Here is a 25,107-nt window from a genome sequence, read left to right on the forward strand (position 1 = left end):
TGTCCTGCCGTTTCAGGATCGGCAAAAACCATAGCAGGGGGGCTGCCGTGGAAGGTTGCGAAAAGTTGTGAAAGATCGCGAAACCCAGGTGGGCCGTGGGCTGGCGACGAAACCAGGGCGGTCCGGGCGTCGCGAAGCGGGGCGTGGCGGCGGTTTTTCTGCAGCTTGTTCAGGGTGTATTCAGGGCCTGGACCTGCACCATTGGGGCTGGCACGCCAGCCTGCCGAGTGGCGACTCTGACTGATGGGACACCCGATGGCTCACGAAAACCGGTTTCGCCTTGAATCCCTGTTCATCTTCCTGATCGCACTGCTGCTCTTTACCCTGGGCATCTGGGACCAGACGGCCCAGGGCTTCGACGGGCGCTGGGCGTTGTTCCTCAATGAAATGTTTCGCCATGGCCCGAGCCTGTTCGCCACGACCTATGGCCAGCCGTATCCCGACTACCCGGGCACCGCGACGTTCCTGAGCCTTCTGTTCGCCCAGCTGTTCGGGGCGCCGAACCATCTGGCGAATGTCATGCCGACGGCGCTGGCCTCGGCCGGGGTGATGGCGATGATCTATCGGTTGCTGGCGCCGTCCGGGCGTTCCTGGGCGCTGCTGACCGTCCTGCTGACGGCGCTGACCACACAGCTGCTGGAGAAGTCCCGTTCGGTGTGCCTGGACCAGATGACTTCGTTGTTGTGCCTGGCCTGTTTCTATCTGCTGCACAGCGGTGAACGCCTGGGCTCGAAGCTTCGGCAGTACGCGATCTTCCCGCTGTTCGTCCTGGGCTTTGTCATCCGTGGGCCGTTGGGCTTGATCGAGGTCTGCGGGGTGGCCTGTGTCTATTGGGCCATGGGCGTTTCCCGCTCGCGGGCCGAGACGCTGCAACTGCTCAGGAAGGTCCTGGTGCACGGCGTTATCGGCCTGGTGCTGCTCGCCGCCTGCTGGTGGTTGCTGATGAAGCTGGCGCGGTTCAGTGGCGGCGAAGGCTTTGCCGATCAGGTCTACCACATGCAGGTCGGCGGTCGTCTCGATGAAAGTGGCGAGCCGTTCTTCTTCTACTTCCAGCTCAGTCTCTATCGTTATTTCCCGGTGGTGCCGCTGGCCCTGGCGACCCTGATCGCGCTGCGCCACAAATGGTCGCTGCGGGACCGGGACAGCGATGTGCAACTGGCTTTGCGCCTGGGGGCCTGCGGGTTGATGATCCTGCTGGGGTTGTCGGTGCCGCACTTCAAGCGTGCCTATTACGTCCTGCCGATGGTGCCGATGTTCGCGGCGGTGGCGGCCTATGGGCTGCTGCAGGCGCAAGGCTGGCTGGTGGGCGTGCGCCGCTTCTATGAAGGGCTGGTGACGCTGTTGCCGGGGTTGGCGGTGATTGTCGTCTTCGTCCTGCGCCATTCCTGGCTCAAGCATGGTTTCTGGCCGCAGGTTTCGCTGCCGCTGCTGGTCGGGACGCTGGTGATTCTGCAAGGGCTCGCTGCCTGTGTCTGGCTGAACAAAACCAGGGTGCAGCCGCTTCACGACCTGGGCCGGCGCCTGGTGCTGCTGAGCCTGATCGCCCTGGCGGCGCAGTGGTTGCTGCTGGTGAAGGTGGTGGAGCCGGCCAAGGACCTGGAGTTCGACACACGGGGCTTTGTCGAACCGGTGGAACGCCTGCGCGCGGCGAATCCGGGGCCGCTGGTGTTCCTGAACCTGGGGCAGGACACCTGGGCCGTGCGCTACATGATGAACCTGGACCATGACGAGCAGCCGCTGTTCATCGCCGGGGCCGATGCCGCCAGACTGGCTTCGCTGCCGCGTCCGGCCTGGGTGATCCTGTCGCGCAAGGACCTGGGGTTGCTGGCGGGGACGGCACTGGAGAAGGCCACTCCCGCATTCGAGGGGCGCTTCAATGGCAATCCGTGTGTGGTGATGCAGTTGCCGTGAGTTCCTGAACCGGCGGGTGCCGGTGGGCGCCTGGAGCGAAGAAACAGCCTGGTTTCTTGTTGGTGACTCTACAGTAAGTTACAGTAAGTGAAACCTTCTGTAGAGTCATTGGTATGCAAGCTGATCTCAGTCCTTCGCAGCCTATTCGTCGCCTCATGCAAAATCTCGCCAGACTTGCCAGCCCGGAGCGCTATCTCTTCACGCCCGAGGACCTGCGGGCACTGTTGCCCGAGTTATCGGATGGCGCCTATAGAACCCTCTTGAGTCGTGCCGTCTCGGAAGGTTATCTGGCCCGCGTTTGTCGGGGCCTGTACCTGTATGAGCCGGTGGCCCCTTCCAGCGGCCTGGTGCTGTTCCATGCCGCCGCCCGGTTGCGGGCAACACAGCTCAATTACATCAGCCTTGAGACGGCCTTGAGCGATTGCGGGATCATCTCGCAGGTGCCGATCAACTGGATCACCTTGATGTCATCCGGGCGCAGTAACAAGATCTCCTGTGGTCCCTGGGGTAGCATCGAGTTCGTGCATACCCGGCAGACTCCCCGGGAACTGATGGGGCAGCTTTACTACGATGCCCCTTGTCGGTTGTGGCGGGCCCGTCCGCAACAGGCCTTGCGTGACATGCGGGCCGCAAGGCGCAGCATGGAATTGATCGACTGGAGTGTCGTCCATGAGTCTGTTTGATGTACTGGTGGATGAGGCGCTGAAGAACCGCAATGATCTGGCGCCGTTGCGTGTGGTGGTGGAAAAGGAACTGCTGCATCACGACATCATGCTGGCACTGAGTGGTGCCGGCCTGCTGGCCAGATTGACCTTTATCGGCGGGACCTGCCTGCGGGCGTGTTACGGCTCGAACCGGTTGAGCGAAGATCTGGACTTTACCGGTGGGGCCGATTTCCAGCGTGAAAGCCTGGCGGAGCTGGCTCGTGTGCTTGTCCGAGAGTTGAAAGGCAAGTACGGCCTGGAAATCGAGGTCAGCGATCCGATTCGCGAGGTGGGTAATGTCGCTACCTGGAAGCTGAAAGTGCTGACCCGTCCCGGCCGTCCGGATCTGCCGGCCCAACGGATCAATATCGACGTGTGTTCGATTCCCAGTTATCAGCCTCAGCCGATGTTGCTGCTCAACCCTTATGGCGTCGACATGGGGACAAGTGGCCTGATCCTGCAGGCTGAAACCCGAGAGGAGATTTATGCCGACAAGATCGTTGCCTTTGCCTTGCGACCCAACCGCATCAAGAACCGTGATCTCTGGGATCTGGTCTGGCTGCGCCAGCAGGGAATCCGTCCAGACCTGGACCTGATCTGGCGCAAGCTTGGCGACCATCAATGCACCCCGCAGGACTTTCTTGCCGCGTACCGCGATCGTGCGGCAGCACTGGACAGCGATCCGCGGATCGCGATTGAGTTTCGCAAGGAAATGAGTCGATTCCTGCCGGCGCAACTGGTGAGGGAAACCGTCAATCAAGATGCGTTCTGGACGTTTCTGGCCATGCATATACGTGAGTTGTATGCCGCTACCGAAAAGGTCCTGCTGGGGGATGAGTCGGTGGTTGGTTTCAGGATGTGATAATGCTTCGGTGCTGTCGCCCAGGCAGGGCCAGCAGCACAGCGCCATGAAGCCGAGCATTGTCGGAATCTGCCCTGTTTATGTCCTGCCGGGCGCTTTGAAAAGTCATCGGTTGTCGGTCAAATAGCCCTCGTCAGCAGGAAGGTACGGGGCTTTGATCGAGCCCGACTCCATTCACTCCAACGCAAAGGTGGCAAGCCCATGTCGCAAGCAAACAGCCTGATCAGTTTCAAACGTCCCGATGGTCGCGAGGTCAGCGGTTATCTGGCCCGTCCGGCAAAAGTCGAAGGCGCCCCGGCCATTGTGGTGATCCAGGAATGGTGGGGTCTCAACGACCAGATTCGTGGCGTTGCCGATCGCCTGGCGGCCTGCGGCTACCTGGCCCTGGTGCCCGATCTGTACCGTGGCGAGTCGACGGTGGAAGAGGAAGAAGCCCACCACCTGATGAGCAAGCTGGATTTCGCCGAGGCGGTGTCCCAGGATATCCGTGGCGCCGTGCAGTACCTGGGCGCCCACACGAAAAATATCGGCGTGACCGGCTTCTGCATGGGCGGCGCGCTGACGCTGCTGTCCTTGAATGCCATCCCGGAGCTGACGGCCGGCGTGGTCTGGTACGGTTTCCCACCGCTGGAATACCTCAATGCCGCGGCGATCAAGGCACCGCTGCTGGCGCATTGGGCGACCCAGGATCTGTTCTTCCCGGCGGAAACCGTCGACACCCTCGAGACCACGCTGCATGAAGCGGGTGTCGATGCCACGTTCCATCGCTACCTGGCGCATCACGCCTTCGCCAACGAGACGGCGGTGGGGAGCGGACGCATCCCCGGAACCCAGTTCGACCCGGTCTGGTCGCAAATGGCCTGGGACCGGACCCTGACGTTCTTTGGCCAGAAACTCTGGGACTGATCCACCGTCAGGCCGTTTGCACGGGACACCGCGTCGTGTCCCGTGTGCCGGACGACTCAGGATGACGCCGGGTCGTCCTGCAGGCCCGAGCCCGTCTGGCAGTTCCTGGTGTCCATGACAATCTCCGGTGGACGGGCGCCATGGGCGGGCGTCAGCAGGTAGAGGAGCAGGATCAGGCAGGCTGCCGGGCGCACAGGATGCTGCCGGTATTCAGGACGCGAGCAATTCGCGCTGGACTTCCAGGGCATTGCGCTCGACCCAGTTGTGGCCCAGTTGCCCGTCCAGGCGCACTTCCCAGACCGCGGTCCCCAGCATCTTGAACGGGGTGCCGCAGGCCCGATTGCCGATAAAGCCGTTGTTCTTGCCCTCGAGTATCCAGCGCGAGGCCACGCGGGTGCCGTCGGCATTCTGGAAGGTCTCGATGCTGGCGAAATCGAAGTCGTCGATTTTCGCCAGGAACGCGCCGATCCAATCGATAAATGCCTCGCGGCCGACGACGTCGACACCTCCCGAGGTGATGACAAAGTCTTCGCTGACGAAGCGCGCCGCCGCTCGCGGATCCTGTTTCTGCCAGACCTCGCGCCAGAAGCTTTCGACGATTTCTACGGCCTTGTTGCCTGTCATGGGGTGTTCCTCGTGCTTGCAGTTGTTTGGCCGATGCGCTGACCGCCGACCGGATGAGCACGATGTTCGGAGTTTGCTATCTAGAACTAAAACGCATAAATTTAATTGCATCCAGTTGAAAGGCGAATTCATCATGCAAGCCAGCGATATCGAGATCGACCTGCTCAGGGCGTTTATCGCCGTGTCGGAAACCGGCAGTTTCACGGCGGCGGCAGAGGTGATCGCGCGTTCGCAATCGGCGGTGAGCCAGAAGATCATCCGGTTGGAGGAGATCCTCGGTCTACGGGTGTTCGAGCGCACCAGTCGCGCACTGACCCTGACCGCGGACGGTGAGCGCCTGCTGGTGGGCGCGCGCCGGATGCTGGTGCATTACGAGGCGTTCCTGCGTGAGATCAAGGCGCCGGCGATGCCGGGCTTGTTGCGCCTGGGCATCTCGGAAAACCTGGTGCTGACCCAGCTGCCCAAATTGCTGTCGCGCTTTTGCGCGCTGTATCCCGATATCCAGCTGGAGCTCACCACCGGCCTGAGCAATGACCTGCTCACCGCCTATGAGGCGGGGCAACTGGATGTGGTGATCGCCAAGCGCAAGATCAGCGCGACGGCCCAGCGCGGTCGCGTCATCTGGCGCGAGCCGCTGGTGTGGATGGCTGCCAGCGACTACGAAATCGAAGCGTCCCGGCCGGTGCGGCTGGTGATGATGCGACCGCCCTGCGCGTACCGCGCGATCATGGTCGAGGCCCTGGCGTCGGTGAATCGCGAATGGGTATCGGCCTGCCTGGCGAGCAACCTGATCGGCGTGCAGGCTGCCGTCTCCGGCGGGCTGGGCATCACTGCCCTGGGCACCTCGTTCCTGCAGGAGGGGATGAAGATTCTCGAACCTTCGGAAAAATTGCCGACACTGCCCTCCACCGAGGTGGCGGTAGTGGGCGATGAGGCCGGCACCCAGCACCTGGTACAGCCGCTGGTGTCGTTGCTGACCGAGGGGCTGATGGCGGGGGGGCGGTTGACCTGAGTGTTTACTGTTGTGCTACGAGGCCTGTTATGCACAACAAAGAGTCGCGCCGCTGGTGCGACAATCGCTGATCAATACGCCCGAACCCATCGCACTTTCGTCGAAGCCTGGACTGCGCCACTTCCGCCTCCGCCCGTGGGCGGGGTGGGGTTGGTGATGGTCTGGTCGCCGGTTACCGCCGAGACATCGATGGCGATGCCGCCCTGGGAAATGGTGGTGGGGCTGGCGCCGTTGTTGCCGGTTGACAGCGAGCCCTTGATGTTGGTCGTGGCCCCTGAGGTGCTGACCAGGCCGCCGAGGATGACGTTGCCGTAGAGGGTCCAGCCGCTGGTGGCGAGGCCGCCGTTGGCTTCGATGGCGATATTGCCGATGGGCAGGCCGCTGTGGGTGACGTTGGCGCTGTCGGTCCAGGTGGCCAGGGCCGGTGGTGTCGCGCTCTTGTTGCACAGGTTGGTCGGGTAGAACGACCCGCTGCACAGGTTCGAGTAACCGGAGAAGTTCGGCGAGTACAAGGGCACCGCGCTGTTGCTGGTCAGGGCAACGTTGCCGGTGGCGAGTACGGTGTTTGTGAGTCGGCTCAGGCCTTGCACACCATCGAGAGTGATGTTGCCCTGGAACCACAGCACGCCCGGTGGCAGGGCCTTGATCCCGGTGAAGGTCCAGCCGTTGGCGGGTGTCGCGCTGTTGCCGCAGCTGCTGTTGCCGTAGTTGCAGGTCAGGAAGGTGTTTCCCAGCAAGGTGCGCAGGTCGGTGGTCGCCAGGTTGTAGGGGCCGCCCGCCACGGCGGTGCCGGCGGCGGTCTTGACGTTCTGGATCTTCAGCATCGGTGTGTTGCCGTCGAAGTAGAACACGTAGTTGGCCTGGCTTTGCAGGGGCGTGACGTCCACCGGGGCGCTGGTGATGTTGCAGTACGGTATGCCGGGCAGGCCCGGCGAGGCGCCGGCGATGTTCTGTGTCAGGTTCGCCAGCGCGGTGCCCGTGTAGGCGGTGCCGTTCTGGTTGAGCACCTTGCCGGCGATCTGGCTGGCGGTGTTGAACGAGGGCGTGTTGTATTGCGTCACGCTGAGGTTGCCGCCGCCCTGGAACTGCCCCACCGTCGCGGTGAGGATCGATACGTCGCTGTTGGCCTTGAGCGTGTTGTAGGTGGCGCTGTAGCCGCTCAATGCCAGGGTGTTGCCCCAGAAGGTGCCGACGGTGGCGTTCCTGAAGTTGACGTCGCCGCCGTAGATCGCGTTGTAGCTCAGCGAAATGCTGGCGGGCAGGCTGCCGGTCCCGGAGATCAATTGCGCGCCGGTGCTGGTGCTGATGACCCCGGCGGATTGGCTGGCCTTGCTCAGGTCCAGGGTATAGACCGTGCCATCGGTCAGGGTGATCAGGGCCGTGCCGGTGCTGGCGGCGGTGATCGAGTTGTCGGTGTTTTTCGTGCCGCCGACCAGGGCGGTGCCGATGGTTGATCCGGCCGACAGGACGTTGGCCTTGAACGCGCCGGCCTTGATCGACACATAGCTGCCGTCGGACTGGCTGATGTTGATGGACTTGGCGCCTACCGTCAGGTTGACCGGCGGGCTGCTGGAACTCATGGAAAAAGTGCCCTCGGTGTTGAGGGTCGCGTTGTCCGCGATCCCGCCGCCGCTGAGGTTGATGCCGCCCTTGGCACAGCCGGAGACATAGGCTTTCGAGCCGTTGGAGATGGTCAGCACGCCGGTGACGGCGATATTCGCCAGGGTCGTGCCGTTGGTGATCGACAGATTGCCGCCGGTGTAGTTGAAGTTGCCATTGAACTGCAGGGCCGGTGGCAGATTGCCGCTGGGCGGGGCGGTCGCGGCACTGGCCGGGGTCAGCACGTAGACCACCTGCAAGGTATTGGTTGCCAGGTTGTTGGTGGCGGTGATGCTCGCGGTGACCAGCGTGCTGCCAGCGCTGGCGACCTTGGAGAGGATCTGGGCGCTGAGGCCGCTGGCGCTGATGGGCAGGTTGCCCGGTGTGACATTGGCCAGGGTGCTGTCCTGCAGCAGTTGGGCCTGCAGGTACAGACGCACCCACTCCACCCCGCTCCAGACCCGTGACTCCGCCGGTGAGATGGCATGGGCCGCCACTTGCTGCTGCTGGGCGCCCCGTATGCCGTACATCATTCCCAGGGCGGTCACGGACAGGGCCATGCCGACGAACAGGATCATCAGCGTGGCGGCCATGCCGCGTTGAGACGCGGGTGTCGATCCGGAAAACGAAGGGGCTGGCATCAAGCGCTCTGTCAGGAAGTGGGTTTTTCGAAGTTGATCAGACACGCCGTTGCCTTGCTTTTCACGTAGGCGGGCTGGGGATCGCTACTGTTGGGGTCGAGCGTGCTGTTGTTGGCGTTCAGGGTGACTTGCAGGCGTGAGGCAGTATTGGTGGTGTCGGTGGTCCGGCCATAGGGCCAGCAGGTGGCGAAGCCCACCGAGAACGAGGCGCTGCCCTGGCCGGCTTCGATCAGCGGGGTGCTGGTCCAGGTGCTGCTGCCCCATTGCGCCGAGGCCTGGGTGCAAGCGGCGGCGGCCTTGAGGCTGAGCAGGGCGCCGTTGCTGATCAACAGTCCGGCACAGCTGGGGTTGGCGGTGGCGCTGGTCTGGTAGGACCAGACAATCGCGTTGCCGGTGATGCCGTTGGGGGACGCATTGGTCAGGCTGGGAAAGCTGGTCTGGGCGGTGGCATTGCCGCTCAGGGTGCCGTTGCTCAGGACGGCGCCGGACAGCAGCACGAAATTATTGTCGATATCGGCGCTGGCGCGCACGGTGGCACTGCCGCTCCAGAAGCCGGCATTCATCAGCTCGCGCTGGGCGGTCAGCAGCGCCGCCGCCACCTGGCCGTCCTGCCGGGCGCTCTGGATCGATGCCACCGAGGTGTAGACCAGGTTTTTATACAGCGAAAGCATGGCCAGGATGCTGACCAGGGAAATGGCCGTGCCGACCATCAGGCTGATCAGCGTGAAGCCGCCTTGCCCACGGCTCATGACTCATCGCCCACGCGGATGACGCCGCCAAAGAGGCTGCTGTCCTGGGTGCGGGTGGTCAGCACCACGGCGCTCTGTGGTGTCCCACCGCTGAGGGTGCTGGTGCCGACGGTGACGGCCGGGGCGCTGGTACAGGTCGCCACGATCGGCAGCGGGCTGGTCTGGGTGGGAAGGGAGACGACGAGCAAGGCGGCGTTGGTCGAGCACAACAGCGCGCCGTTCTGTTCCAGCAGGCTGCGCATCTGGTTGACCACGATGTTCTGCAGCTTCATGTCGCGCTGGTTCACCGCCGCCCGCGATGCGGCATAGGTGATGCCCAGGCCGACGATCGCCATCAGCAGGATGCCGATCAGGGATTCGAGCAGGACATCACCCCGTTGTCGCCCGGGGTGGGGGTCAAATGAGCGGGACATCGACTGAACTCTCACTCCCCGCCGTGACCTGCAGCGTCGCGGTGGTGCAGGTGCTGGAACTGACCGCCAGGCCCCGATTGTTGAAGGCGACGCAGGCCAGGTCGACACCTGCGCTCTGGATACTGGCCGCCGCCGGCAGCGGGCTGCTCCAGAGGGGCGGCGTGGTGGTGGCGCAGTCGATGGCCTGCCCGGCGGTGAGCCTGAACAGCTGGAGATTTTGCCCGGAATGGCAGAGCACGGCGGCGGGCGCGCTGTCCTGCACGGCGCCCTGGTTGCGCAGGGCGATGGCCTTGGTGCGGCTGATCCCTTGCTTGAGCAGGCCGGCGGCATCGCGCTGATAGGCGCTGTTGGTCCATGACTGGGTCAACGGCACCCCCACGAACAGCAGCAGGCCGAACAGGGTAATGGTGATCATCAGCTCGATCAGGGTGAACCCGCGGCTGCGCATTACAACCAGTTGCCGTTATACGAGCTGCACGAGGCGATGCTGCGGGTGTTGTCCTGGGTCAGCGTGATCGTGCAGCCATTGACGTTGCCGCTGTTGCCTGTGGCGGTCACGGTGTAGGTGGTCGCGTTGGAGCTGAGCGAATAGCTGAACTTGCCGGACTGGCTCGGCTGCCAGCCTGACGTCGGGGCGGTGCAAGGCGAAGCGCTGCTGGCCAGCACGCACTGGATCTGCGTCGTGCCGCTGGCACCCGAGGCCGGGTACACCAGTTGTTTCTGGTAGTAGTTTTCCAGGCTGAGGCTCAGCGCGACCAGGTCGGACTCGGCGGCCTTGATCGTGCTCTTGGTGACGTAGCTGCTGTAGGCGGGCACGGCGATGGCGGCGAGGATCGCGACAATGGCGACGGTGACCAGCATTTCTATCAGGGTGAAGCCCGATTGTTTTCTTGGGTGTTTCATCGACATGTGAATGATGCTTTCCAGTGCCCCAATGCTCATAAATCGCATTATGACATCATTGAATAACAGTTCGGTGAATGGAGCCGGCGAGAAGCCGAATCTGAATAATCTTTCATTGTCGATGCTGTCGCGGATTCTCCCGTTGATCTGCATCAGTCCGGGGTATTGCGCGAGCGGGACTCAGGAGCGATTGGCGAGCGTGGACTGGAAGCGTTCGGCCAGCCAGTCGATAAATACCCTGACCCGATGGCTCAGGTAGCGATTGGGCGCGTAGACCACATGGAAGGGGTAGGGCGCCGGTCGCCAGGCTTCGAGGAATGGGATCAGGGCGCCGCTGTCGATATGCTTTTGCACCGTGTAGCCGAAGGTGTGGATGATCCCTAGCCCGGCGAGGGCGGCGGCGACATGGGCGTTGCTTTCATTGACGCTGCAGTTGCTGTGCCCGGTGATTTCAAAGCGTTCCCGGCCACGCTCGAAGACTGCCGGCATGACTCGGCCGGTGCGCGCGGACAGGTAGTCGATCAATTGGTGGCCGTTTTCCAGCGCCGTGGGATGGGTCGGTCGGCCGAAGCGTTCGAGGTAGGCGGGTGTCGCACAGGTCACCCAGCAGGCGTGGCCGATCGAGCGCGCCGCCAGCGACAGGTCCTTGAGCTCGCCGCCACGGATCGCGCAATCGACGCTTTCGCTGATGAGATCGACATGACGGTCGCTGACGCCGACCTCGAGGCGGATATCCGGATAACGCGCGAAAAACTCCGGCAGTGCCGGAATGATCAATTCGGTGGCGACCGACGAGCCGATATCCACTTTCAGTTTTCCCCGTGGCTTGACCTGGGCGGTGCGCAATCCCGTGTCGACTTCCTCCAGATCCCGCAGCAGGCGCGCGGTCTGTTCGTAGTACGCGAGGCCCTCGTTGGTCACCGAGACACGGCGGGTGGTGCGCTGCAGCAGTCGCACATTCAGGTAGGTTTCCAGCTCTCGGACCAGCTTGCTGACCGTGGTGGTCGGCATCGTCAGCGAGTCGGCCGCCCTTGTGAAGGAGCCGGCTTCGACGACCCGGGCGAAGGCGCGTATGGCGAGTAGCTGGTCCATGGGTGGGCTCTACCTGACGGGTATCAATGGGCGGGGATAAATGATTATGCACCATTGTGCATAAAGTAAGCGGGGCCAGGCTATTTTTCACTTAATGACCGAAGCCTACAGTCGCTCCAACGGCTCACTTCCTACCGAGCCTTTTCCTACTGGAGCACTGAACATGAGCAATAAACTGGCAGGCAAGATCGCACTGATCACGGGCGGGACCACGGGTATCGGCCTGGCCTCGGCGCGGGAGTTCGCGGCACAGGGCGCCAGGGTTTTCATCACCGGGCGTCGGCAGGCGGAACTGGATGCCGCGGTGGATAGCGTGGGCGCCAAGGCCACCGGCATTCGGGGCGACGTCTCGAAAATCGAGGACCTGGATCGGATCTTTGCCGTGATCAAGTCCCAGGTCGGTCACCTGGATATTCTCTTCGCCAACGCCGGCGGCGGGGACATGTTGCCCCTTGGGGAGATCACCGAAGAGCAGTTCGACCGCATCTTCGGCACCAATGTGCGCGGTACCTTGTTCACTGTGCAGAAGGCTCTGCCGCTGCTCCGGGATGGCAGCTCGATCCTGCTGACGGGCTCGACCACCTCGGTCAAGGGCACAGCCAGTTTCAGCGTCTACAGCGCGAGCAAGGCGGCGGTGCGCAACCTCGCCCGCTCCTGGTTGCTGGATCTGCAACCGCGCAATATCCGCGTCAATGTGATCAGCCCGGGGCCGGTGCGCACCGAAGGGTTGGGCGGCCTGGTACCGGCGGAACAGGTCGACGGCCTGTTCGCCCACCTGGCCTCGCAGGTGCCGATCGGACGCCTGGGCGAGCCCGGCGAAATTGCCCAGGCCGCGGTATTCCTGGCCTCGGATGACAGCCGTTTCGTCAATGGTATCGAGCTGTTCGTGGACGGAGGCATGGCCCAGGTGTGATACGCCGGCGGCTCTCGATAAAGGTGCCGGGATCCGGCGCCTTTTTTGTGCTGCTCGTGCCGGCCAATGTTCCCGCCGCTACAGCGCCTGCGAGTGCACCGTGTGCTTGAAGTGATGCTCCCACAGCCGTGCTCCCAACCCGCCCGAACGATCCAGGGACGAACCGACCGTCAGGTCAGTGATCAAGGTCGGTTGCAGCCCCGCATCGAACAAGGCAAATCCCGCCGCCAGGCAACAGGTTTCGGTTTGCAGGCCACAGACCAGGACGCGCTCGACCTCCAGGCTCTTCAGGTATTCGATGGTTTCCGGCGAGGGGGCGTAGCCATGCTTGATGAAGATGCGATCGGCCGGCACCAGGCTGTCGTCGTCCGGCGCCGGGTGCCAGCCGAGCTGGCGCTGGAACGGGGTGATCGCTTCATCGTGGCGCTCGACGGTGGCGACGCTGGGCATGCGGCCGATCAGGCCCCGGATACCGTCGATCAGCCATTGCGGCGGGGAGAAGCTGGGTTGGACATCGATGATCAGCAGGGCTTGGCGCATGGGGTGGTCCTGGGCGGTGTTCACGTCGTCAAGGATTGACGCATAACCCCGGCGATCGGTTCAACCCGAGGCGTGCGACCCGCCAGCGCACGCACCAGTAAAGACCGCGCGCCCGTGGAAAGGACGTCACTTGACGTCTGGCCATTCCCCGGGCGGCCAATCCGCTCAACAGGCCCATTTGAAGTCTGAAACAAACTGCCCTGAAGGTCGCCTGGGGAGCCTCAGCGACTGGCAAGCAGTACAGGGATCGCGTTGTTGAGAGAAAACGCCACCAGAAAGACCGCCAGCCCGACGTCGATCTGCCGGGTGTATTTCAGGAACAAGGCCTTGATCGGCCCCTGACCGAACAACAGGGCCACCAGGGAGTACCAGGTGATTTCCAGTGTCGAACACAGCAGCACCACCAGCACCTTGTCGAGCTCCGAGCGAGGCGAAGACAGAAAGCCCGCATAGATACTGATCATGAAGGCGATGGTTTTCATGTTACTGATGTTGGTGATCACTCCGACCCTGTAGGCCCTGGCAAAACTGGTCACGCCAGGCCCCGTGCTTTCAGGCGTGCCGGTGCTTTTCGCCAGCACGCTCCTGATGATGCTGTATGCGATGTACAGCAGGTACGCCGAGCCGCAGAGCGTGGCGACCTTGGAGAACGCCGGATACTGGTGCAGCAGCGCCGCCAGGCCCAGCAGCGAAATGGTCGAGAAGAACACGCCAACCGTGCAAATGCCCAGGGTTGCGCCAATGCCGGTCGACACCGAGCCGAGGGAAGAAAACCGGCTGACGATAATGAAATTGGGGCCAGGGCTGATGACCGCCAGGATGTAGATCAGTGCCGCAGTAAACATGTGAATTCCTTTTCATGGAGCACCGCCTGTTCGACCGTGATGTTATTGATAGTGTGATTGCGCTGCCGACCTTGCAGTTTTTCCTCGGGGATCCGCACATACGGGGTGTTGATCAGGTCGCCGAGTGGCTCAGAGTAACCGTCATGTCATATACCGGTTATCAATCCAATGAAATGGACTTTCAACAGGTAGAGTTATTGCCCAGTAGCCATGTAAGCAGTGCTGAGAAGACTTTAATCCCTTGAAGTTCGGCTGCAATCTTCATCCAGTGAAACATGACCCGCTCTGTTGACAAGCAAGAACAATGACGTCTTTCTTTTTTTAAACTAACAGCAATTACCGGGAATCTGAAAAAGTATAAATTCATATGCTTATGTCGTTCGTCGTCGAGTGCCTCCGGAGGCTGTGCCGATGAAGCGTCGACCGATCAGCGCTCGCCGCTCAATCGGCTCTCGCGTCGAACCGGTTGCGGCGGATGCGGGGGAACAGGCCGCAGACCGTGATATGGCGTGAAGTGAGGGAAAAATGTCGTTTGTGCCTTTTGCCATCAACCGTAGAGTCGGTGCTCGGAACAGCGCAGGCCATTCGCCCCTGTCGAAGGGGCGGCCGCCTGTTTTCATTCGGCATGCAAATCAGGACAAGGATATGAAAGATGACCAAGAAAGTACTTGAGATCCCGGCAGACCACCCGATGTTTGCCGCGACCCATGGCGGCTATGAGAGCTACGGCTACTCGCCCGCCGTTCGCGCTGGCAACCTGCTGTTTATCGCCGGCGAAGTCGGCTTCCGTCCCGATGGCTCGATCCCCGAGAGCGTGGCCGAACAGACCGAAGTAGCGCTGGAGCGGACAAGGGAAATCCTCCGCTTGCAGGGACTGACAATGGCCGACCTGGTTGAAGTGGTGAGCTACCACGTCAACCTGAAAGAGACTGTCGACGAGTTCCTGCCGGTCAAGGCCCGCTACACCGAGCGTCCGTTTCCGGCCTGGTCGATCATCGGGGTCGAGGCGCTGGCGCTTGCGCAGTTGAAGATTGAGATTCGCAGTGTCGCGGTTTTTCCGGAGGGGAAATAGGCGAGGGCTGCGTGCACGATGGCATGTTTCGATGGTTGGGCTGCGGGTATTTGGATTTTAGCTTGCTGAGCTGAAACGACGACGGTACTCCGTCGGCGTGAGGCCAACGACCCTTCGGAACCGCGACCGGAAGGTCACCGCAGACCCGAATCCGGAAAGAAGCGCCGTTTGATCAATCGACACCTCGCTCTCCTCAAGCAATTCACGCGCTCTCCCAATACGAGCGCTGAGAAGCCACTGTAAAGGAGTAGTGCCGGTCTGTTCCTGAAATCGCCGAGCAAATGTACGCGAGCTCATCTTGGCGCGAGCCGCAAGGTCATCGACTGTGTGCGAACTGCTCAAATTGTCCCGCATCCATTCGATCAACGGCATTAAGCTCGTCGGCGAGCCTGGTAGCTCCTGACGAATAAATTGTGCCTGACCGCCATCACGGTACAGCGGCGCGACCGCCAGGCGGGCAGTGTTTGCCGCAACAGACTGGCCGTAATCGCGCCGCACGAGATGCAAACACATATCCAATCCTGCTGACGCGCCGGCCGAAGTCACGATGCTACCTTCATCGACGAACAGAACATTAGGTTCTACCTTGATCTCTGGGTGAAGCCTGGCCAGGTCCTCGGAGAAACGCCAATGCGTCGCTGCGCGTTTTCCGACAAGAAGACCGCTTGCGGCAAGGATAAAGGCCCCCGTGCAGATTGACGCCAATCTTGCGCCACGAATATGTGCCTCGCGAAGAGCGATTTTTACTGCTTCTGGAACCACTCCAAACGGGTCTTCACTTCCTGGTATGACGATAGTTTGGGCTAGCGCAAGACGGTCGAGGCCGTACCGCACCTGCATATCAAAACTGGCGGAGCGAATTGTCCGCTCGGGTGCGCACACCTCCACCTCGTAAGCTTTGCGACCATCTGGCTGAGTAGCCAAAGCGAAAACCTGATAGGCAATACCAAAGTCCAATGGCACCACGTCATTCAATGCCAGAACCGCGATCTTATGCATGGTGTTGGACTCCGCTCGTAAAACCTGAATATTCAGCTGGCAGAAACTGATCGATCAATGTCATTTCCGCCACTCACGTGGAGCGTCTAACAGGAATACTCTTCAGTCAAGTACGACGAGAGGAGACGGTAATGTCTGATGAACTGAGCAATAAGATTGAAGACCGCCAACTGCAGATTGGCATGGTGATTTTTCCTGGTTTCACTCTGCAAGACTTGGCAGGCCCACAGACGGCGTTCGGCCTTCACGCTAAAACTCACATAATCTGGAAGACAATGGAGGCTGTTCCAACGGATATGGGCGTCACCATGAATCCCACGATCACGATAGATGACGTTCCAGATCACTTGGACGTGCTGTTTGTCGCAGGTGGCGGAGGAACTCCTGAAATCATGAAGGACCAGGAGCTGCTCGATTTTATTGCTCGCGCAGGAAAGACAGCCACTTATGTAACCGCCATATGCACGGGCTCTGTGCTTCTTGCTATGGCGGGACTGCTGGAAGGCTATCGTGCAGCGACCTACTGGCCTTTCTATGAACCCCTCATAGCCTTGGGTATCGAACCGAGCTACGAACGGGTATGCGTCGACAGAAACCGAATCACAGGTGGCGGTGTCACGGCGGGTATCGACTTTGCGCTGCAGGTCATCGCCGAACTCAAAGGCCAGGATGCGGCTGAGTTTACGCAGCTCGTGCTCGAGTACGACCCGCAGCCGACAATGCACTCGGGGAATCCACGTACTGCGCGGCCTGAGATCGTCGCACAGATAGAAGGTCTGTGGGGGAGAACTGACGAGGCTGTGAGAGTCGCGAATGAGCATATGGAGCGTCGAGCGCAGTTATCAAAACTGACTCCCGCGTGATCGTAGCTCCCATGCGCCCTCTATCTGCGTTTGGGCTGATACCTGGAAAACCAGCCCTGGTAGAGAAAGCCCAAGGACGATCTGTTCAACGCGTTGATTTGTTTTGGTTCGATTGGGCGCTGGGTGCATTAGCAAATCTCCATGAGGGTAATCAGATCTTCTGCACATTGTTGCGCCGAAAGTGCTTGAGAAAATCCGAGGCGTAGCGTTCCTTGGTAGTCATACACATAGCTCGTCGATGAATGAGTCAGTGTATAGCTTGATCCAATCGGTACTTTTTTATAGAACACGCCAAATTCCTTGGCTGTGGCTGCCGTTTCTTCTGGTGTTCCGTAAAGTGCGATAAAAGACGGGTCAAAAGTTTTGACATAGGCGTCTAGTACGGCTGGGGAATCCCGTTCGGGATCAAGCGTAATAAAGATAACCTGAAGGCGGTAGCCATCCTTATCCATCATCTTTTTGATTTTTGCTGCACGAGCCAAGGCGGTGGGACAGACTGCCGGGCATTGAGTAAATCCAAAAAAGATCATCGGCATCACGCCTCGATAGCTTGAAAGCGTTCTTACCTCGCCGTCAGTATCTTTTAGCCTGAATGTGCGCCCAAGAATTTTATCGCTTAAGTCTTTGCCATATTTGTACGATAGCTCACCCCGGGTATCGCAGCCTGCCAGCATGCCGATACCTAGCAGTCCCATACCTGAAATCACCTTGCGGCGAGTCAACAAAACGCTCATTGGTTAAAGCCTCTTCATACGAAAAAACAATAAATTGGATTGGCGTATCTTATTTAAATTACTACTTCATGCATCGACGGTATGCTTGCCGATAAATAAATATATCCGTTCAAGATCGAGCTGATCCCTGGTGCGGTTGACTTGAGGGTTTTGTCTCTAATACTTTTAACGGAACCTCAACGCCATCAAACGTGGGCCACCTAACTAAGCATTCACGCAAACCACGCTCAAACCGGTGCCGGTGATGAATGCACGCTTGCCTGAAAGTTCTTTCATGACTGTCCCATTAGTAGGTTGGAGATTCATCGCGACCATTCGGGGTCACTAAGATCCAGAGGCTGAAGCATAAGCGTCACTGGCGTTTTGCAAAACGACTTAGTCCCCTCGATTTACGCCATGCTATTTGGTCGAACTTGTTTCTCCCTTAACTTCAGAAGCGCTAACACCCTGATGTGCGGCCAGCCGTCTGATGCTTTGAGGCGGGTGTCCAATAACTCTGATGAAGGCTCTGCGCATCCGCTCCGGATCCTTGAAACCGACCGAGTGTGCTATCAGTTCGATTGGTTCCGCCCCACGTTCAACGCGCAGCCTCGCGACCTCGACACGCAAACGCTCCACTGCTTTAGCCGGTGTTTCCCCCGTTTCCAGCAGGAAAGCCCGACCGAACTGACGCAAACTGAGGCAAGCAATTGATGCCAGATGCTCTGTTGATAGCTGTTCGTTCAGATGCTCTCGCATATAGGAAAGCACCTCCCTCATGCGATCCGTCGACGGCTCCATATCGGCCATGGCCGAAAATTGTGATTGCCCTCCTGGCCGACGGTGATACACCACCATGGCGCGGGCGACCTCATGGGAAACAGCACTTCCCAGATCCTCCTCAATCATGGCCAGCGCCAGATCGATTCCCGCAGAGATGCCAGCAGACGTCCAGATGCCACCATCCTTCGTAAATATATGATTGGGCTGTACCCGCACCTTCGGAAAATTGCGTTGCAGTCGCGCGGTCTGCCTCCAGTGTGTAGTAGCCCTGCGACCGTCCAACAGGCCCGCCGAAGCCAATAGAAAAGCCCCGGTGCAAACACTCGCCACTCGCCGGGTACCTTTCGCGGCCGCATTAGCGAGGTGGTCCGACACCATAGGAAGGTCATAGGGCTTGGAAAAGGCCTTACCGCCGACCACTATCAACGTATCGTACGGGCTTGATCTGATCTTCTGACTCCTTACTTCCAGACCAGACGAACTCATCACAGGACCGCCCGACAACGAAACCACCGAACAGCAGTAGGGATCTGGTACCCCAATCTCTTTGGCGATCTCGAAGGCCGCCAGCGGACCGCTAAGATCCAGAATCTGAAACTCGGGAAAGATCAGGAAAGCGATGTCACGCATGGAATTACCTTCTTGAAAAATCATAGGTCCTGCTCGGAATTACTGTTCCCTGCCGACGTCCTATTGGCCGATTTTCGTACTGCTGGCCCCAAATCATCCTCTAAAAATTTCATGGCGAAAAGGGCGGAAAACCCTCAAAAAACGTCATCATTTTTTCTCGCTTCGCAGTCCCGCTTCGCTATCGGTTTCCCTGTTTGTGACACCTGCTGCCCAATGCAGCCCGACGACCAAAAAGGAGGGAACTAAGTCCTTTCTCCCGCGATAAGCGACGGAGAGAATGCTCCAGTTTCTCAACGGGAGAGTCGTCATGGTTGTAAGGGCAGACAGCTCGAACCTTCTTGATTGGAGGCGGGCACAATGAGCACATCAAAATTATCGGAAGACATTTCAGCGCCAGAAAAGTCGTCAAGCCGATCGAATGTGGCGGTACTGGCAATAGCTCAGGGTTTGTTCACGGCAGCCATCGCTATCGATCTCACATTGACCGGTTTGACGGGATATCAGCTCGCCCCCGATAAATCGCTTGCGACTCTGCCCTTTGCACTGATCACCGTAGCAGGCGCGATTGCGACATACTTCGCCTCTACCCTGATGCAAAAGATAGGTAGACGGCGTGGATTTGTACTAGGTGCCCTCACTGGCGCGATAGGCGGCTTGATTTCCGTATGGGCAGTCTTCCTGAATTTTTTCTGGCTGTTTTGCATCGGGACAGCCGCCGTAGGTGTTTTCCAGGCATTCGCCCAGTATTACCGGTTGGCGGCAACAGATTCGGAACCTGACAACCGCAAAGCACGCGCGATCTCGTTGGTGCTTGCGGGCGGAGTGATCGCCGCTTTTCTCGGGCCTTTGTTGGCGAGTTGGAGCGCGGGTTTGTTCCCGGTCCTGTTCGCCGGCTCGTACTTGATGGTATGCCTGCTGGGCCTTGTCTCCGCAGCATTACTTTGGCTGGGTTACCAGGATGCACGTCCAGAACCATTGGAACTGCATGATCACGAACAGCCGCCACGCAAACTACTCACAATATTCAAGCAACCTATTTCACTAGCGGCACTCTCGAATAACGTTATTGGCGGCGTGGTGATGATGTTCATCATGACCGCGACACCGCTGGCTGCTGTCGCCAGCAATCACTCCATAAATGATGGCGCCAGCATTATTCAATGGCATTTAGTAGGTATGTACGCGCCGTCACTATTCGCTGGGCGCCTGATTGCCCTATTTGGATTGCCACCGATTTTATTCCTGGGAATGGCACTAAGTGCAGCTTGCGGATTGATTGCGCAGTTTTCGGACAGCTTGACCGCGTTCTATATCGCGCTTCTTTTTTTAGGCGTCGGGTGGAATTTTATGTTTGTTGGTGGCACCACCTTGTTGACTTCCTCCTACCACCCCTCCGAAAAGGCCAGGGTGCAGGGAGTGGCAGAGTTTATTCAATATACGTTCACTGCATTTTCCACCTTGGCCGCCGGTCCCATATTGCAATTACTTGGCTGGAAGGGCATGAATAATATTGTTTTTCCGCTAATCGCGGTATCCGCGGTTATTACCTTAAGGTGGATGCGTGCCGACCGCAGAACAAAAAACGCCAATGGCGAACGCGTTCCAGACAATGAAAACAGGTCGATGACGTGATTTTTCACGCATGCCGTTCACTGTAAAAAAGCCGCGGTGTCGCTGGAGAAGAAAACACCTTGGCTCCCAACAAGCGCCACTTCATATTTCATGAGAATTAGCCATCGGAAGTTGGCATTCACACAGCAGTCAAGCTAGAACAGGATTAACTTTGGAGTAATTATGAGCGCTAATTCCAAACCCCGCACCAGGCTGGCACTTTATTCGGCAGGCATGCTTTGTATTTTCGGAGTCATTGCCTTTGGGGTGGTCGATAACTCAGAGAAAGCTGTAGCACAGGAAGGCCCGCTCCCAATCCAGGAGGTAGATGTCGCGGTCGTTAAAAGAGAAATCGTTACCGACTGGCAAATCTATTCTGGCCGATTAGCAGCGGTGGAAAAAGTCGAGGTCAGGCCGCTGGTGGCAGGAACCATAACGGACGTCAACATACATGACGGCCAATTGGTTAAAAAAGGGGACACTCTGTTCGTCATCGATCCACGACCTTACCAAGCACAAGTCGAACGAGCCAAGGGGCAGGTTGCGGCAGCTCAGGCTCGCGCCGCGTACACGAAAAGCGACTGGGAGAGGGCACAGCGCCTGATTACCGAAAATGCAATCGCAAAACGTGATTACGATGAAAAAAACAACGCAGCACTGGAGGCCATTGCCAATCTTAAAACTGCTGAAGCGGCGCTGGATGCAGCTAAAATTGATCTCGGCCATACCCAGATTAAAGCTCCAATTTCTGGTCGCGTATCGCGGGCAGAAATAACACTTGGAAACATCGTAAACGCCGGGGCAGGCGCGGCGCCTTTAACGATGCTTGTCTCTGTGAACCCCATTTATGCAGAGTTCAACGCTGATGAGCAGACTTATCTCAAGTACATCAACAGACTCGGCAATAAGGTTAATGTTCCGGTTGATCTAGGGCTTGCAGATGAGACAGGGTATTCGCGCCGGGGAGTCATCCAATCCGTAGACAATGAACTCGACACTACCTCAGGCACTATCCGAATGCGTGCACGGTTCGACAACGCTGATGGCACCATGGTCCCGGGGCTATATGCGCGTGTAAAAGTGGGCGGCAGTGAACCCTACGCGGCCCTTCTTATTGATGATGCGGCAATTGGCACCGATCAAGACAAGCGATTTGTCCTGGTCGTGGGAAAGGATGACCATATTGTTTATCGCCCGGTAGCGCTGGGGAATCTACAAGGCAATGATCGCATTATCACGTCCGGGCTCGAAGAGGGCGAACGGGTTGTGGTAGGCGGTATTCAGCGAGTCCGTCCAGGGGAGCAGGTTCTAGGAAAGATAATTCCCCAAAGTGACGCTCAGGCTAGAAACGCTCACTGACCCACGACGGCACTAGCCAGAATTCACTGATAAACAACGAATGCCCCTCGGGTTCGTACGATTTATTGGTCCGCGCATTGATTATAAAACAGAGTGCATCCTTGAGCGTCCTGTTGTCTTTTTTAACCTTAAAGCAGCGCTGAGAGTAAGTAGCCGCCTCACTTAAAGAGTCGTTAATGAACATATCAAAGTTCTTCATCGATCGTCCGATCTTTGCGGGCGTACTATCCGTGGTGATCCTGCTTGCAGGGTTGATAGCAATATTCAAATTGCCGATTTCTGAGTATCCAGAGGTCGTTCCACCCTCGGTCACCATCAGCGCACAGTATCCTGGAGCGAACCCAAAAGTCATTGCCGAGACAGTTGCGGCGCCGCTTGAGGAAAAAATCAACGGCGTTGAGAATATGCTGTACATGCAGTCTCAAGCGAACAGTGACGGTAACCTGACCATCACCGTGACTTTCGCATTAGGAACTGACCCGGACCTGGCTACCCAGTTGGTACAGAACCGAGTCAATCAAGCATTGCCACGGCTGCCCGAAGATGTCCAACGATTGGGTGTTACTACGCTCAAAAGCTCTTCTTCATTGGTTCTTTTTCTGCACCTCGTGTCACCCAATGATCGGTACGACACAACGTATTTGAGAAACTACGGCGTACGGAATGTCAAAACGCGCTTTGAGCGGATACCTGGCGTTGGCCGTGTCGATATGTGGGGCGCAGGTGACTACGCAATGCGTGTGTGGCTCGATCCGCAGAAGGTGGCACAGCGTAATCTCACCGCCTCGGAGATTGTCACTTCCATTCAAGAACAGAACATCCAGGTTGCTGCGGGGGCCGTTGGTGCTGCGCCTTCTTCGCCGGGTACTGCAGTACAGCTGACAATCAATGCCCAGGGTCGCTTGAAGACCGTCGACGAGTTCCGCGACATCGTTCTCAAAACCAGCCCGAATGGCGCAGTGACTCATCTGCGGGATGTCGCCCGGGTCGAACTCTCCGCGGCTGAATACGGATTGCGTGCGTTGCTGGACAACAAACCCGCCGTCTCCCTCGCCATCTACCAATTGCCTGGCGCCAACGCGCTGGAGATCTCCGATCAAGTCCGCGCGGCACTCAAAGACCTTAGCGCTGATTTCCCTCCAGGCCTGGATTACAGGCTTATCTATGACCCCACCCGCTTCGTGAAGTCGAGCATCAATGCGGTTATAGAAACACTGCTCGAAGCCATCGCACTGGTGGTCGTGGTCGTCATTGTGTTCCTCCAGTCATGGCGTACAGCGATCATCCCCTTGATCGCTGTACCGGTATCCATCATCGGTACCTTTGCGCTGTTGCTGGCCTTCGGCTTCTCGATCAATGCCCTGTCGCTTTTCGGAATGGTGCTAGCCATTGGTATCGTCGTCGACGATGCCATCGTTGTGGTGGAAAACGTGGAGAGGAACATAGCCAGCGGGCTGACGCCGAGGGACGCCACCTATAAAGCCATGCAAGAGGTCAGCGGCCCCATCATTGCCATCGCACTCACGTTGGTTGCTGTGTTTGTACCGCTGGCATTCATGAGCGGTCTCACGGGCCAGTTCTACAAGCAGTTTGCGATGACCATTGCGATCTCCACAGTGATCTCCGCGTTCAACTCACTCACGCTCTCTCCAGCCCTCAGCGCACTCCTTTTGCGTAGCCACGACGCCAAGCAAGACGCCTTGACGCGGGTGATGAATAAGCTGCTGGGCGGTTTTTTTCGAGCATTCAACAAGGTTTTCAACCGTGGCTCGGAGCAATACTCGAAAGGCGTAACAGGCGTCCTCAAGCGCAAGGGCAGCATGCTGGTTGTTTATGTGGTTCTTCTGGGTCTCACGGCGGTCATGGGGAACGTTGTGCCAGCCGGGTTCATTCCCATGCAGGACAAGGAGTACCTGGTCACCATCGCCCAGCTTCCCAATGGCGCTTCTCTTGACCGTACGGAAGAAGTGATTCGCCAGATGAGCGAAATAGTCATGAAGCAGCCGGGCGCAGCTCACGCAGTCGGCTTCCCTGGCATGTCCGTTAACGGATTCATGAACAGTTCCAGCGCTGGGATTGTCTTTGTTCCCCTCAAGCCTCTCAGCGAGCGTACATCGAAAGATGAGTCCGCCGCGGCCATCGTCGCGTCCCTCAACCAAAAGTTCGCCAGTATCAAAGGAGCCTACGTCGCAGCCTTTCCACCGCCTCCAATACTCGGGCTTGGCACACTGGGTGGCTTCAAAATGCAGCTGGAAGACCAGGGTAGCCTGGGGTATGAGGCGCTTAACAAGGCCGCTCAAGCATTCATGGCCAAGGCTGCTGTGACCCCGGAGCTTGGTGGGTCACTGACAAACTATCAGATCAACTTCCCGCAGCTGAACGTCGAGCTGGACCGTGTGAAAGCCAAACAGCTGGGGGTGTCGGTTACCGATGTATTCAAGACCATGCAGGTATACCTTGGCTCCTTGTATGTGAATGACTTCAACAGTTTCGGCCGTGTCTACCAGGTACGAGTGCAGGCCGACGCCCCGTTTCGTCAGCGAGCAGATGACATCCTTCAGCTGAAAACCAGAAACGACCGTGGGGAAATGGTGCCCCTATCGTCTCTGGTTCGTATCAGCCCAACCTACGGTCCGGACATGGTGGTTCGGTATAACGGCTACACCGCAGCGGATATCAACGGCGGCCCAGCGCCGGGCTATTCGTCTGGCCAGGCCCAGGCAGCAGCGGAGCGCATTGCCGCCGAGGTGTTGCCTCAAGGCGTGAAATTCGAGTGGACCGAGCTGACTTACCAGAAGGTTTTGGCAGGTAACGCCGGTATGTGGGTATTCCCTGTCAGCGTCCTGCTCGTATTCCTCGTACTGGCCGCACTGTACGAAAGCCTGACCCTTCCTCTGGCGGTCATCCTGATCGTTCCCATGAGCATCCTGTGCGCACTCACGGGGGTGTGGCTCACGCAGGGAGACAACAACATCTTTACCCAGATCGGGTTGATGGTACTGGTCGCATTGGCTTCCAAAAACGCCATCTTGATAGTCGAGTTCGCCAGAGAACTGGAGCACGACGGGTACACAACGCTGAAGGCAGCCATTGAAGCAAGCCGCTTGCGTCTGCGGCCGATTCTCATGACTTCGATCGCCTTCATCATGGGCGTTGTCCCACTCGTGTTTTCCACGGGGGCGGGCTCAGAAATGCGCCAGGCCATGGGGATCTCGGTGTTTTTCGGCATGTTGGGCGTGACTCTGTTCGGTCTCGCACTGACACCTGTCTTCTATGTGGTCCTGCGTACGCTGGCAGGTGGCAAAGTACACGTGGCTCAAAAAGACGCGCCCCACCTGACAACGCAAGCATTGGACGCATGAT

The 25,107-nt window shown here is 58.7% G+C and carries 24 protein-coding genes; 12 read left to right on the plus strand and 12 right to left on the minus strand.

What is annotated here, in order from left to right; translation table 11 throughout:
* Positions 1–255: 255 nt before the first annotated feature.
* From KI243_RS03910 to KI243_RS03925, 4 genes are all read left to right on the plus strand, one after another.
* Positions 256–1,911 (plus strand): glycosyltransferase family 39 protein, encoded by a 1,656-nt coding sequence (locus KI243_RS03910; RefSeq protein WP_212810476.1) that lies wholly within the window; start codon positions 256–258, stop codon positions 1,909–1,911.
* Positions 1,912–2,024: 113 nt separating this feature from the next.
* Complete coding sequence (locus KI243_RS03915) at positions 2,025–2,594, plus strand: type IV toxin-antitoxin system AbiEi family antitoxin domain-containing protein (protein ID WP_212810477.1); 570 nt, start codon at positions 2,025–2,027, stop codon at positions 2,592–2,594.
* A complete protein-coding gene (locus tag KI243_RS03920) occupies positions 2,581–3,477 on the plus strand; it encodes a nucleotidyl transferase AbiEii/AbiGii toxin family protein (RefSeq protein ID WP_212810478.1) in 897 nt (298 codons plus the stop codon). The genes KI243_RS03915 and KI243_RS03920 overlap by 14 nt, the downstream gene beginning before the upstream one ends.
* Before the next feature lie 201 nt (positions 3,478–3,678).
* Positions 3,679–4,383, plus strand: coding sequence for a dienelactone hydrolase family protein (locus tag KI243_RS03925; RefSeq protein ID WP_017126744.1), 705 nt, complete (start codon positions 3,679–3,681; stop codon positions 4,381–4,383).
* 210 nt (positions 4,384–4,593) lie between these two features.
* Here KI243_RS03925 and KI243_RS03930 read toward each other — a convergent pair whose 3' ends face one another.
* Positions 4,594–5,007, minus strand: coding sequence for a nuclear transport factor 2 family protein (locus KI243_RS03930; protein ID WP_212810479.1), 414 nt, complete (start codon positions 5,005–5,007; stop codon positions 4,594–4,596).
* Between the two features lie 133 nt (positions 5,008–5,140).
* Here KI243_RS03930 and KI243_RS03935 point away from each other — a divergent pair, with 133 nt between their 5' ends.
* Entirely contained in the window at positions 5,141–6,019 is an 879-nt protein-coding gene (locus tag KI243_RS03935; RefSeq protein WP_177128638.1) for a LysR substrate-binding domain-containing protein, read from the plus strand.
* A gap of 71 nt (positions 6,020–6,090) precedes the next feature.
* Here KI243_RS03935 and KI243_RS03940 read toward each other — a convergent pair whose 3' ends face one another.
* The 6 genes from KI243_RS03940 to KI243_RS03965 all read right to left on the minus strand — a co-directional run bounded on the left by KI243_RS03940 (position 6,091) and on the right by KI243_RS03965 (position 11,416).
* A complete protein-coding gene (locus tag KI243_RS03940; protein ID WP_212810480.1) occupies positions 6,091–8,259 on the minus strand; it encodes a hypothetical protein in 2,169 nt (722 codons plus the stop codon).
* Positions 8,260–8,270: 11 nt separating this feature from the next.
* Positions 8,271–9,008 (minus strand): hypothetical protein, encoded by a 738-nt coding sequence (locus KI243_RS03945; RefSeq protein ID WP_178991334.1) that lies wholly within the window; start codon positions 9,006–9,008, stop codon positions 8,271–8,273.
* On the minus strand, positions 9,005–9,421 hold the full coding sequence (locus KI243_RS03950; RefSeq protein ID WP_212810481.1) for a hypothetical protein: 417 nt from the start codon (positions 9,419–9,421) through the stop codon (positions 9,005–9,007). The genes KI243_RS03945 and KI243_RS03950 overlap by 4 nt, the downstream gene beginning before the upstream one ends.
* Complete coding sequence (locus tag KI243_RS03955) at positions 9,405–9,869, minus strand: prepilin-type N-terminal cleavage/methylation domain-containing protein (RefSeq protein ID WP_212810482.1); 465 nt, start codon at positions 9,867–9,869, stop codon at positions 9,405–9,407. Before KI243_RS03955 ends, KI243_RS03950 begins: the two co-directional genes overlap by 17 nt.
* On the minus strand, positions 9,869–10,330 hold the full coding sequence (locus tag KI243_RS03960; RefSeq protein WP_280529437.1) for a prepilin-type N-terminal cleavage/methylation domain-containing protein: 462 nt from the start codon (positions 10,328–10,330) through the stop codon (positions 9,869–9,871). The genes KI243_RS03955 and KI243_RS03960 overlap by 1 nt, the downstream gene beginning before the upstream one ends.
* 174 nt (positions 10,331–10,504) lie before the next feature.
* Positions 10,505–11,416 (minus strand): LysR family transcriptional regulator, encoded by a 912-nt coding sequence (locus KI243_RS03965; protein WP_017126753.1) that lies wholly within the window; start codon positions 11,414–11,416, stop codon positions 10,505–10,507.
* Positions 11,417–11,579: 163 nt separating this feature from the next.
* Here KI243_RS03965 and KI243_RS03970 point away from each other — a divergent pair, with 163 nt between their 5' ends.
* Positions 11,580–12,329: an SDR family oxidoreductase gene (locus KI243_RS03970; RefSeq protein ID WP_017126754.1), complete on the plus strand. Its 750-nt coding sequence runs from the start codon at positions 11,580–11,582 to the stop codon at positions 12,327–12,329.
* 78 nt (positions 12,330–12,407) lie between these two features.
* Here KI243_RS03970 and KI243_RS03975 read toward each other — a convergent pair whose 3' ends face one another.
* Together KI243_RS03975 and KI243_RS03980 are read right to left on the minus strand one after the other, a co-directional pair.
* Positions 12,408–12,869, minus strand: a complete 462-nt coding sequence (locus KI243_RS03975; RefSeq protein WP_017126755.1) for an isochorismatase family protein — start codon at positions 12,867–12,869, stop codon at positions 12,408–12,410.
* Positions 12,870–13,090: 221 nt separating this feature from the next.
* Positions 13,091–13,714 (minus strand): LysE family translocator, encoded by a 624-nt coding sequence (locus KI243_RS03980; RefSeq protein ID WP_017126756.1) that lies wholly within the window; start codon positions 13,712–13,714, stop codon positions 13,091–13,093.
* 14 nt (positions 13,715–13,728) lie between these two features.
* Between KI243_RS03980 and KI243_RS03985 the strand changes: the two genes are divergently transcribed.
* Positions 13,729–13,959, plus strand: a complete 231-nt coding sequence (locus tag KI243_RS03985) for a hypothetical protein (protein WP_017126757.1) — start codon at positions 13,729–13,731, stop codon at positions 13,957–13,959.
* A 407-nt stretch (positions 13,960–14,366) separates the two neighbouring features.
* Positions 14,367–14,786 carry a Rid family hydrolase gene (locus KI243_RS03990; protein WP_017126758.1) on the plus strand — a complete coding sequence of 140 codons (420 nt, stop codon included), beginning with the start codon at positions 14,367–14,369 and terminating at the stop codon, positions 14,784–14,786.
* Positions 14,787–14,843: 57 nt separating this feature from the next.
* On the opposite strand, the gene KI243_RS03995 is transcribed toward KI243_RS03990, so the two are convergent.
* Positions 14,844–15,785: a helix-turn-helix domain-containing protein gene (locus KI243_RS03995; RefSeq protein ID WP_212810483.1), complete on the minus strand. Its 942-nt coding sequence runs from the start codon at positions 15,783–15,785 to the stop codon at positions 14,844–14,846.
* 131 nt (positions 15,786–15,916) lie between these two features.
* Here KI243_RS03995 and KI243_RS04000 point away from each other — a divergent pair, with 131 nt between their 5' ends.
* Positions 15,917–16,648, plus strand: coding sequence for a DJ-1/PfpI family protein (locus tag KI243_RS04000; RefSeq protein ID WP_177086978.1), 732 nt, complete (start codon positions 15,917–15,919; stop codon positions 16,646–16,648).
* Between the two features lie 128 nt (positions 16,649–16,776).
* Here the strand turns inward: KI243_RS04000 and KI243_RS04005 are convergent, their stop codons facing one another.
* Together KI243_RS04005 and KI243_RS04010 are read right to left on the minus strand one after the other, a co-directional pair.
* The gene (locus tag KI243_RS04005) at positions 16,777–17,382 is read right to left on the minus strand and encodes an SCO family protein (protein WP_212810484.1); all 606 of its coding nucleotides are present in this window, start codon (positions 17,380–17,382) and stop codon (positions 16,777–16,779) included.
* A 399-nt stretch (positions 17,383–17,781) separates the two neighbouring features.
* On the minus strand, positions 17,782–18,798 hold the full coding sequence (locus tag KI243_RS04010) for a GlxA family transcriptional regulator (protein ID WP_348529734.1): 1,017 nt from the start codon (positions 18,796–18,798) through the stop codon (positions 17,782–17,784).
* Positions 18,799–19,131: 333 nt separating this feature from the next.
* Here KI243_RS04010 and KI243_RS04015 point away from each other — a divergent pair, with 333 nt between their 5' ends.
* From KI243_RS04015 to KI243_RS04025, 3 genes are all read left to right on the plus strand, one after another.
* Entirely contained in the window at positions 19,132–20,406 is a 1,275-nt protein-coding gene (locus KI243_RS04015; protein WP_212810485.1) for an MFS transporter, read from the plus strand.
* A 162-nt stretch (positions 20,407–20,568) separates the two neighbouring features.
* The gene (locus KI243_RS04020) at positions 20,569–21,744 is read left to right on the plus strand and encodes an efflux RND transporter periplasmic adaptor subunit (protein ID WP_212810486.1); all 1,176 of its coding nucleotides are present in this window, start codon (positions 20,569–20,571) and stop codon (positions 21,742–21,744) included.
* A gap of 176 nt (positions 21,745–21,920) precedes the next feature.
* Complete coding sequence (locus KI243_RS04025; RefSeq protein WP_212810487.1) at positions 21,921–25,106, plus strand: multidrug efflux RND transporter permease subunit; 3,186 nt, start codon at positions 21,921–21,923, stop codon at positions 25,104–25,106.
* The last annotated feature ends 1 nt before the right edge of the window (position 25,107 follow it).

The sequence above is a fragment of the Pseudomonas sp. Ost2 genome, assembly GCF_018326065.1.
GTDB classification, from domain to species: domain Bacteria; phylum Pseudomonadota; class Gammaproteobacteria; order Pseudomonadales; family Pseudomonadaceae; genus Aquipseudomonas; species Aquipseudomonas gingeri.

Bases quoted from the DNA above. Each gene is read 5' to 3' on its own strand.
- KI243_RS03995 (WP_212810483.1), bottom strand. From the start codon at position 15,785: ATGCATAAGATCGCGGTTCTGGCATTGAATGACGTGGTGCCATTGGAC.
- KI243_RS03990 (WP_017126758.1), top strand. From the start codon at position 14,367: ATGACCAAGAAAGTACTTGAGATCCCGGCAGACCACCCGATGTTTGCC.
- KI243_RS03935 (WP_177128638.1), top strand. From the start codon at position 5,141: ATGCAAGCCAGCGATATCGAGATCGACCTGCTCAGGGCGTTTATCGCC.
- KI243_RS03945 (WP_178991334.1), bottom strand. From the start codon at position 9,008: ATGAGCCGTGGGCAAGGCGGCTTCACGCTGATCAGCCTGATGGTCGGC.
- KI243_RS03985 (WP_017126757.1), top strand. From the start codon at position 13,729: ATGGAGCACCGCCTGTTCGACCGTGATGTTATTGATAGTGTGATTGCG.
- KI243_RS03910 (WP_212810476.1), top strand. From the start codon at position 256: ATGGCTCACGAAAACCGGTTTCGCCTTGAATCCCTGTTCATCTTCCTG.
- KI243_RS03960 (WP_280529437.1), bottom strand. From the start codon at position 10,330: ATGTCGATGAAACACCCAAGAAAACAATCGGGCTTCACCCTGATAGAA.
- KI243_RS03980 (WP_017126756.1), bottom strand. From the start codon at position 13,714: ATGTTTACTGCGGCACTGATCTACATCCTGGCGGTCATCAGCCCTGGC.
- KI243_RS03925 (WP_017126744.1), top strand. From the start codon at position 3,679: ATGTCGCAAGCAAACAGCCTGATCAGTTTCAAACGTCCCGATGGTCGC.
- KI243_RS04025 (WP_212810487.1), top strand. From the start codon at position 21,921: ATGAACATATCAAAGTTCTTCATCGATCGTCCGATCTTTGCGGGCGTA.
- KI243_RS03970 (WP_017126754.1), top strand. From the start codon at position 11,580: ATGAGCAATAAACTGGCAGGCAAGATCGCACTGATCACGGGCGGGACC.
- KI243_RS03930 (WP_212810479.1), bottom strand. From the start codon at position 5,007: ATGACAGGCAACAAGGCCGTAGAAATCGTCGAAAGCTTCTGGCGCGAG.
- KI243_RS03965 (WP_017126753.1), bottom strand. From the start codon at position 11,416: ATGGACCAGCTACTCGCCATACGCGCCTTCGCCCGGGTCGTCGAAGCC.
- KI243_RS04005 (WP_212810484.1), bottom strand. From the start codon at position 17,382: ATGAGCGTTTTGTTGACTCGCCGCAAGGTGATTTCAGGTATGGGACTG.
- KI243_RS03940 (WP_212810480.1), bottom strand. From the start codon at position 8,259: ATGCCAGCCCCTTCGTTTTCCGGATCGACACCCGCGTCTCAACGCGGC.
- KI243_RS04015 (WP_212810485.1), top strand. From the start codon at position 19,132: ATGAGCACATCAAAATTATCGGAAGACATTTCAGCGCCAGAAAAGTCG.
- KI243_RS03975 (WP_017126755.1), bottom strand. From the start codon at position 12,869: ATGCGCCAAGCCCTGCTGATCATCGATGTCCAACCCAGCTTCTCCCCG.
- KI243_RS04010 (WP_348529734.1), bottom strand. From the start codon at position 18,798: ATGATTTTTCAAGAAGGTAATTCCATGCGTGACATCGCTTTCCTGATC.
- KI243_RS04000 (WP_177086978.1), top strand. From the start codon at position 15,917: ATGTCTGATGAACTGAGCAATAAGATTGAAGACCGCCAACTGCAGATT.
- KI243_RS04020 (WP_212810486.1), top strand. From the start codon at position 20,569: ATGAGCGCTAATTCCAAACCCCGCACCAGGCTGGCACTTTATTCGGCA.
- KI243_RS03920 (WP_212810478.1), top strand. From the start codon at position 2,581: ATGAGTCTGTTTGATGTACTGGTGGATGAGGCGCTGAAGAACCGCAAT.
- KI243_RS03915 (WP_212810477.1), top strand. From the start codon at position 2,025: ATGCAAGCTGATCTCAGTCCTTCGCAGCCTATTCGTCGCCTCATGCAA.
- KI243_RS03950 (WP_212810481.1), bottom strand. From the start codon at position 9,421: ATGTCCCGCTCATTTGACCCCCACCCCGGGCGACAACGGGGTGATGTC.
- KI243_RS03955 (WP_212810482.1), bottom strand. From the start codon at position 9,869: ATGCGCAGCCGCGGGTTCACCCTGATCGAGCTGATGATCACCATTACC.